This is a genomic window from Microcystis sp. LE19-195.1E (assembly GCF_027532095.1).
Taxonomy (GTDB): domain Bacteria; phylum Cyanobacteriota; class Cyanobacteriia; order Cyanobacteriales; family Microcystaceae; genus Microcystis; species Microcystis aeruginosa.
This window is the reverse complement of the sequence record NZ_JAPZSZ010000339.1, coordinates 1-8,365: the sequence shown is the minus strand read 5'-3', so window position 1 is coordinate 8,365 and position 8,365 is coordinate 1. Positions and strand designations below refer to the sequence as shown.

Genomic DNA, 8,365 nt, shown 5'->3' with positions numbered 1-8,365 from the left:
TGAAATGGGGCGAAAGTCTGTGGACTCTGTGTAAGACAGTACATGGTTTTTTAACTGTGGTATGCGACGGTGGTGGAAGCAGAAACTTAAATCGTGAGGTTTAGGAATCGCCGCACTTTTAGGGCGGCGAGGATGTCAAGGCTAACCATTACCCCAATTCTAGAATTATCCGTTTTTTTAGGTTTTCTTGACTACTATTCGGCGGTAGCCAATCCAGTTTCGGTGCTGCCGGTGGTGCGACGACGGGTGAGAGTATTAAAGAGCATAATTCCGATCGCTTTGATCAGATTACCTTCCAACTCTTGGAACATTTTCATGTTCATGCCAAAAGCGGCGTTAGCTTCGGCGACAATGCGATCGGCCATGGCTTGATCCACTGGTAACTCGTCGAGAGTTTGACGATAGTGGTTTTTATAGGCTTTTTCGTCGGTAATATCTTTAAAATCATAGAAAGCTGTGCCACCAGTTTCCAGATTCATCGCTTTTTCGGCGATTTTTTTCAAGATTTGCCCCCCGGACAGATCGCCGAGATAACGGGTATAGGAATGAGCGACTAATAATTCGGGTTCTGTTGTGGCGATTTCCCGAATCCGGTTAACGTAGGCCTGACCTGCGGGAGATAAAGCGATCTCGTTGCGCCAATTTGGACCGTAATAAAAATATAAATCCTGTTCCAGCGCATTTTTGCGATTGAGTTCAGGAAAACAGATTTTAGAAACGACGGGATGACTAGGAAGTTTTTCCATCTCCTCCTCCATGGCCGAATAGACGAAGTAGAGGTTAGCCACCAGTTTGCGATAGGAAGTTTTTTCTACCACACCTTTGAGAAAACACTTGACAAAACCGACGTTTTCTGCCATGGTGTGGGATTTTTTCGTGCCTTCCCGCAGTTGAGTTGATAAATTAACGCTCATATTATGATCACCTGTTTGGATGAGTAGAATGGATCGGGTTCGTTACAGATACTTACTAAAACCGCCTATTTTGGTAGATTAAACTGAATCGATCGGTAATTTTATTAAGAATTTTTACAGTGCCTCTGGGGGAGCTTAGGGGAGAAATTTAGCTCTAGCAGGACTTGACCGCCGGTTGAAACCGGTATTGATCGAGATGGCGAAATTGTAAAGATTAGTGAAAAACTGCTCCCTAGTTGATCTTGGTGAGAGAGAGGGTGTAGTCTAGCGCCAATATCAATTCTTGCTCGACATTCTTCACACTTCTTAGAAATTCTTAACATTCAGGAGACTTAATATCAGCAAAATTTCACAAATTAAAACCGAATTTAGCAATCATGCTTATAATCAGTACAGGATTCTTTATGTTGTCCTAAACTCAAGCCCTTGAGAGACAAAGCCCTAGTTGCGATGTCAGCGAGAACACATTTAGCAACTCCCTATCCAAACCCTTAGTCATAACACTCTGGTAATGCCCCGAATACTTGTAATCGATGATGATCCTGCAATCGCGGAATTAGTCTCCATCAACTTGGAGATGGCGGGTTATGACGTTAATCCCGCAGAGGACGGGATTAAAGGCCAGGCCTTGGCCGTCCAGTTACAACCCGATTTAATCATGCTGGATTTAATGCTGCCCAAAGTCGATGGTTTTACTGTCTGTCAGCGTTTGCGACGAGATGAACGCACGTCCGACATCCCGATTTTGATGCTCACAGCCTTAGGACAAACCCAAGATAAAGTGGAAGGTTTTAATGCGGGTGCTGATGATTACCTGACCAAACCTTTCGAGGTGGAGGAAATGTTAGCTAGGGTACGCGCTCTCCTCAGACGCACCGATCGCATTCCCCAGGCCGCTAAACACTCAGAAATACTCAGTTTTGGACCTTTAACCCTTGTTCCCGAACGTTTTGAGGCGGTCTGGTTTGAAAGTGTGGTCAAGTTAACCCATCTAGAATTCGAGTTACTCCACTGTCTTCTCCAACGTCACGGTCAAACCGTTTCCCCTAGTGATATTCTCAAGGAGGTCTGGGGATACGATCCCGATGATGATATCGAGACTATTCGCGTTCATATTCGCCATCTGAGAACGAAACTAGAACCCGATCCCCGCCACCCTCGCTATATTAAAACCGTTTACGGTGCGGGTTATTGTCTGGAGTTACCCACCAATGAACAGTTGGTGCTTGATTCATCGGTGGCAACGGTTTAAACAGGGAGCAATTGTCTAGATAGGCAATAGGGACAATTGTTTCCTCGCTCCTCCTGTTCAGATTGAGAGGGTTTGACCGGCGGTTGGGTTTTGATGGCTATGGCTGAGTCCTCTTTTTGGCCCTGACTATAACGAGGGGAAAACACCCCCAGCAAGTCAGGACAATGGCGAGAGTAACTACTGGTTTAAGGTAAATCCGTCGCCCCCATCAAAAAGCGGTCGCATTCCCTGGCGGCCCCGCGACCTTCATTAATCGCCCAAACCACCAAACTTTGACCACGACGACAATCCCCTGCGGCGAACACTTTCGGTAAGCTAGTGGCAAATTGACCGTGTTCGGCCTTGATATTGCTGCGGGCATCCTTTTCTAAGCCTAAATCATCGAGTAAAGGCTGTTCTGGTCCCAAAAATCCCATGGCCAATAGAACCAATTGCGTCGGGATGACTTTTTCTGTTCCTGCTACCGGTTGGGGGATAAACTGCCCTTTTTCGTTGCGTTGCCATTCCACCCGTACCGTGTGAATCCCTGTGACGTTGCCCTCGCTATCCCCCTCGAATTTAGTCGCCGTGGTGGTATAAACCCGGGGGTCATCGCCAAAACGTGCGGCCGCTTCCTCTTGTCCATAGTCCATACGGTAGATTTTCGGCCATTCGGGCCAGGGATTATCGGCGGCCCGTTCTCGGGGCGGTTGCGGCATAATCTCTAATTGGGTGACGCTACGGCAGTTATGACGCAGGGAAGTCCCCACACAGTCGGTTCCCGTGTCGCCACCGCCGATAATTACCACGTCTTTACCCGCAGCCGAGATAAAATCCTCCCCCGGCTGTCCGTCTAGTAGTGCTTTTGTATTAGCGGTGAGAAACTCCATGGCGAAGTGAATGCCCTTTAATTGGCGACCTTCGATGTTCAAATCCCGGGGTTTGGTGGCTCCGGTACAGATAACCACGGCATCATATTCGTTTAATAGGTCTTGGCTGCTGATATCCTTGCCTACTTCCGTGTTACAGACCATTTTTACCCCTTCCTGTTCCAGCATCTGGAGACGACGCAGAACCACTTCTTCCTTATCTAACTTCATGTTGGGGATACCATACATCAACAGGCCCCCGGGACGGTCAGCCCGTTCGTAAACCGTCACCCAGTGACCGGCTTTATTTAACTGGTCGGCGGCCGCTAATCCAGCAGGTCCTGAACCGATCACGGCCACTTTTTTGCCAGTACGGATGGCGGGGGGATTGGCAGTAATCCACCCGGATTCCCAACCTTTGTCGATAATTGAACATTCAATATTTTTGATCGTAACGGGGGGATTATGAATACCGAGAACACAGGAACCCTCACAGGGGGCAGGGCAGACTCTACCGGTAAATTCGGGGAAATTATTGGTTTTATGGAGGCGATCGAGGGCTTCCCGCCACAATCCTCGATAGATTAAATCATTCCATTCGGGAATCAGGTTATTAATCGGGCAACCACTGGCCATGCCACTAATTAGCGTTCCCGTGTGACAAAATGGTGTACCACAATCCATACAACGGGCGGCCTGATTGCGGAGTTTATCTTCTGGCATGGGAAGATGAAACTCATCCCAATTATGAAGGCGATCGAGGGGGGTAAGTTCGGAAGGAAGTTCACGCAGGAATTCGATAAAGCCAGTCGGTTTGCCCATAGTCTTTGTTATCTCTGTCGTTTATTCCCTATCTTCCTTCACAGTTCGATTGATCCCCGCAACTTTACCGATTTCTTTAATCTTATCCGCAACTCAGTGGACTAACAGGCGGTAATTTTGACAAATTCGGGAATTAACTATTGAGTTAAAAACAGGCGATTTCAAGAGGAAGGGGGCAATTCTAAGGGGATAGCCCCGATTATTCCCTTACGAAAATCATTGAGTAACTGCATGGCTGCCCTTTCTTTATCTTCTTGATATTTGAGATTGGCCAATTTTTCGATAAAATCTTCCCCGGTCATGTCTAGAGTATTCAACCCATAACGAGATTGTAAAAGACCTTCATAGTGTAATTCTATTAATAAATCGACAAAAGCCGCCGCTATCCTTTGGTTATCATAACCAGCATCCCCAATATCCTCACAGATAGCTAATTTCACCGCATCCCTTTGATTATCTAAACGGGAAGGGATCACCCCTGGCGCGTCTAATAATTCTAAGGTGTCGGAAATTCGTACCCATTGTAATTGTCGCGTTACTCCGGCCCTGCGGGCGCTGGCGACGACTTTTCGCCCTAATAAACGGTTAATCAGGGCAGATTTGCCCACATTGGGAAACCCGATCACCACGGCGCGCACTGGACGCGGTAACATTCCTCTCAGTTGGCGTTTTTGGTTAATTGCATCGCCAATTTTTTCCGCCGCTTTGATAATTGCTTTAACTCTTTCTCCCTGTTTAGCGTTAGTAAAATAGACGGTTTTTCCTTGACTTTTAAACCATGTTACCCATTGTTGATGGGCAGATTCGGGAATCATATCGAGACGATTTAAGATTAACAAGCGCGGTTTATTGCCAATCCAATCGTCCACCTGCGGATGATGGGAAGCTAAGGGAATGCGAGCATCGCGCACTTCTAAGACCACATCCACGAGTTTAAGATGTTCCTTGAGTTTTCTTTCCGCTTTGGCAATATGACCGGGATACCATTGAATTAACGACATGGGAGATGGGAGTATAAAATTAAATCTTATCAGGAATAGTCCCTAGATAGCTATAATTATCTGAGAAAAAGTTTAGTAATTTCACTGCAATTATAACAGGATTGTCGATGACTAATTTAAAAAAATGGCAAATTATTAAATCCGAGCTAGTTTTTCATAATCGTTGGTGTCAAGTCCGTCAAGACGCGGTGAAGTTATCCTCTGGACAAGTTATCGATGATTATTTCGTTAATATTCGTCCTGAAATTGTTTTAGTTGTTCCAGTTACTAGGGATAATCAATTAGTTTTTGTCCGTCAATATCGTCACGGAGTTAAGGAAATTTTATTGGAATTTCCAGCCGGGGCAGTAGATGCGGGTGAAGATAATATTACTGCGGCAGCGCGTCGGGAATTCGAGGAGGAAACCGGTTATCAAAGTGATTCTCTAATACCTCTGGCTGTTTTGTACGATAATCCCGTTAAAGATACTAACAGAATTCATATTTTTTTGGCTCTTAATGCTACTCCCACAGGTCAACAAAAGTTAGATATTACCGAGGAAATTGAAGTTATTCTTCGACCTTTACAGGAAATTAATCCACAGGAAATTACCGTCTCTGGTAGTTTAGCTGCTTTCTATCTAGCGAGGGATTTTTTAAAGCAAAATTATTAAGGAGTTATAGCAGTTATATTAATGGGGAGGTAGGAAGTTTTCGTTTTGGGGAGCCGGTTGTCAGGATTCAGGAGATAGGGTGGTCACTGCGTGCGCGTTGCGGGGGGTGTTGGGGTGTTAGGGTGTTAGGGTGTTAGGGTTTTAGTTGAAATTCCCCCACTTCCCCACTTCCCCACTTCCCCACTTCCCGCTCTCCTACCTCGGCGCTTTTCTCTACTGTTTGAACAGGATTTGTATTACTTTAAGTTTTATTTTTTTCACTTGTCTATGAGTAATTTTTTGATGATTGCTGGCTTTATCCTATCAGCTTATGCGATTGTTGCCAACGATTCCCTACAAACTTTAGGGACTTTTTTAAGTGCCAATGAAGAACGTCCCTGGTGGATTTTATGGCTGTACACCAGTATAATCTTAGCCTCGATTTTTATCGCTGGTTGGTATATTAATCAGGGAGATGTGGCTTATAATCGACTAGAAATGATTCCCTTCCCAGAAACTTTTACTTGGATTTATATCGTTCCTCCCCTAGCAATTTTAATTCTCACCACTTGGGGAATACCCGTGAGTACAACCTTTTTGGTTTTAACAGTTTTTGCTCCCCAATCTCTAGATGAAATGTTAGTTAAATCCGCTTGGGGTTATGCTCTTGCTGTTATAGCGGGGTTAGTAATCTATCGAATTATTTATCAATTAGAAAACTTTTTCCTAGAAACAGTTAATCAAGAACCTGAAAAAATCTGGGTAGTTTTACAGTGGTTATCCACCGGGTTTCTCTGGAGTCAATGGTTAATGCAAGATTTTGCTAATATTTTCGCCTATCTTCCCAGAAAGTTAGCGGCAACATGGTTAGTTTTATCTCTAACAGTTATGCTACTCCTGCAAACCATCATTTTTATTAATCATGGGGGTCAAATCGAGAAAATTGTCACTAGCAAAACTAACGCCCATGATCTGCGTTCTGCAACAATTATTAACTTAATTTATGGTCTAATTTTACTGTTTTTTGTTGGCTATAATCATATTCCCATGAGTACCACTTGGGTATTTTTAGGTTTATTAGGAGGTCGAGAAATTTCTCTGACTTTAACCAGAGAAACCCCTAATTTAGCCGCCACGGGTAAACTGGTTTTAGGGGATGCCTTGAAAGCTTTTATCGGTATGATTGTTAGTGTTGCTATCGCTCTTGCTTTACCTCTACTCGCTCAAAAAATTAACTATCTATAGGAAGTGGGGTGTGGGGTGTGGGGTGTGGGGTGTGGGGAGATGTAAATTAAGAATAACAAGATTGGGCGGATAGGCGATCGATTGATGACCCGGAGTGATAAAGTTTTCTATTACTGATAATCTCGAAATTATCGTTCAACCAGATTAAAGATGCTTCTGTGACTAGACCTTCTTCAAGAGTGACTAGGGAAAAATTGCGAGATTTACCCGTATCGGAGTGGAGAATACGAGGGACACTGGCAGCATTCAGATAAACAGTTCCCATCTCGGAAGTGACCACGGGATTGCGTAAACGGGAAGTGGTATGACGGAGACGGTGGTGCATATGACCGAAACTGACGAGAGGAACCTGTTTTCCTAATAGCTGTGCTTGTTCGATGGCCGCCGCTAAATCCGGATCCCCGTGGTCCCCTCCCAAGGGTTGCCAATCGCGACCACAGATAGCTTCCGCTTCCTTTCCCAGTCCGGCCGGACCATTGTGACCTAAAAAAATCAGGTTATTATAGGCAGTATCTTGAATATTAGCGATAATTTTGGCGGTAGATTCGGCAAAACTGCTGATATTATAGCGTTCTTGAAAAAATTCTCCATTTTTCCACTCGGATCCCCCCCAAGTAAAGGGACGACCCCCAACAATCGAAAGCTCTAAACCGGGTAGGTCTAGTTTTGAGTAACCCACATGAGCAACCCCTAATAATTCTAACTGGGCGGTGACACGATCTTCTTGATTGCGATCGTAGGGACATTGTTTTCGTCCCCAGGGGGTGGCGCTATACCAAGCGTCATGATTACCGAGAATAACGGCTTTTGGTAAGGACAAACTAGCAATCCGACCGACAATTTCTAGGGATTCATTGCCAAAATCGCCGACAAATAGGGCTAAATCCACTTGTAAAGCTTCTAGTGCTAAATTATCTTCTATTTCCCATTGGTCGTGAACGTCACCGATGACGGCGATTTTATAGCTGCGAGGGAAAGAACTTACCATTACCAGTTATCAACTATCATTTATCAGTAACGATCATAACTAGGATTGGCCGAATAAATAGACCTCTTGCAAAAATCAAAAATCTTCCTTTAGGTGAGGAGTAAGGAGCCAGTAGTCAGTAGTCAGGAGAATTAAGAATGAGCATTAATCAATTAAATGCTCTATTTGGTTATTTTATGCAATTTTATGCCTATTTTTCTCATTTTTCCCCTCTCAAAAATTAATTATGCAAGAACTCTGGAAATGATGTAAAGATTTCAAACAAAGTTACCCACAGTCATCGGTTTGTTTGTAAATTTAGATACAGAATTATCAGGGTGATCTGTGTATGTCTTTACTACAATACCGCACTACTGCCGTTGTTACTCGCCCCCAAGCAAACACATGGGTACAACTCAGAATGCTTCCCTCTCCATACAGCTTTGATGAAGCGCTACTACTCTGTGAACAGGATCAGGGCCGTTGGGTGGCATGGATTCCCGATTTTGGCGAAATTATCTTGATCGAAGGGCAATTTGAGGGTTGACATCCTCACCGCCGTAAACGGACGGTGATTCCTCACCACGCCACCTTTTTAGGATGGTCGTTGAATGGGGTTGACGCGACCCGGGATGCTGCTACCTTAGCGGTAGTCTTACGCTTTCCGACCCGTCCGTTTTGAGT

At 44.7% G+C, this 8,365-nt stretch carries 8 protein-coding genes; 4 read left to right on the top strand and 4 right to left on the bottom strand.

Annotation, left to right across the window (positions count from 1 at the left end):
• Positions 1–194: 194 nt before the first annotated feature.
• Complete coding sequence (locus O9300_RS18320) at positions 195–914, bottom strand: biliverdin-producing heme oxygenase (protein ID WP_287973204.1); 720 nt, start codon at positions 912–914, stop codon at positions 195–197.
• 511 nt (positions 915–1,425) lie between these two features.
• On the opposite strand from O9300_RS18320, the gene rpaA reads away from it, so the two are divergent.
• A complete protein-coding gene (gene rpaA, locus O9300_RS18315; RefSeq protein ID WP_287732520.1) occupies positions 1,426–2,166 on the top strand; it encodes a two component system response regulator RpaA in 741 nt (246 codons plus the stop codon).
• A gap of 185 nt (positions 2,167–2,351) precedes the next feature.
• On the opposite strand, the gene O9300_RS18310 is transcribed toward rpaA, so the two are convergent.
• Entirely contained in the window at positions 2,352–3,836 is a 1,485-nt protein-coding gene (locus O9300_RS18310) for a glutamate synthase subunit beta (protein ID WP_287973202.1), read from the bottom strand.
• A gap of 161 nt (positions 3,837–3,997) precedes the next feature.
• Positions 3,998–4,837 (bottom strand): ribosome biogenesis GTPase YlqF, encoded by an 840-nt coding sequence (gene ylqF / locus O9300_RS18305; protein WP_287973198.1) that lies wholly within the window; start codon positions 4,835–4,837, stop codon positions 3,998–4,000.
• 107 nt (positions 4,838–4,944) lie between these two features.
• Between ylqF and O9300_RS18300 the strand changes: the two genes are divergently transcribed.
• Together O9300_RS18300 and O9300_RS18295 are read left to right on the top strand one after the other, a co-directional pair.
• Positions 4,945–5,490 carry an NUDIX hydrolase gene (locus tag O9300_RS18300; RefSeq protein ID WP_287973196.1) on the top strand — a complete coding sequence of 182 codons (546 nt, stop codon included), beginning with the start codon at positions 4,945–4,947 and terminating at the stop codon, positions 5,488–5,490.
• A 282-nt stretch (positions 5,491–5,772) separates the two neighbouring features.
• Positions 5,773–6,714: a hypothetical protein gene (locus O9300_RS18295; protein ID WP_287973207.1), complete on the top strand. Its 942-nt coding sequence runs from the start codon at positions 5,773–5,775 to the stop codon at positions 6,712–6,714.
• A 46-nt stretch (positions 6,715–6,760) separates the two neighbouring features.
• Here O9300_RS18295 and O9300_RS18290 read toward each other — a convergent pair whose 3' ends face one another.
• Positions 6,761–7,702 carry a TIGR04168 family protein gene (locus tag O9300_RS18290; protein WP_287973194.1) on the bottom strand — a complete coding sequence of 314 codons (942 nt, stop codon included), beginning with the start codon at positions 7,700–7,702 and terminating at the stop codon, positions 6,761–6,763.
• Between the two features lie 328 nt (positions 7,703–8,030).
• Here O9300_RS18290 and O9300_RS18285 point away from each other — a divergent pair, with 328 nt between their 5' ends.
• The gene (locus tag O9300_RS18285) at positions 8,031–8,228 is read left to right on the top strand and encodes a hypothetical protein (RefSeq protein WP_002784450.1); all 198 of its coding nucleotides are present in this window, start codon (positions 8,031–8,033) and stop codon (positions 8,226–8,228) included.
• Positions 8,229–8,365 lie beyond the last annotated feature (137 nt).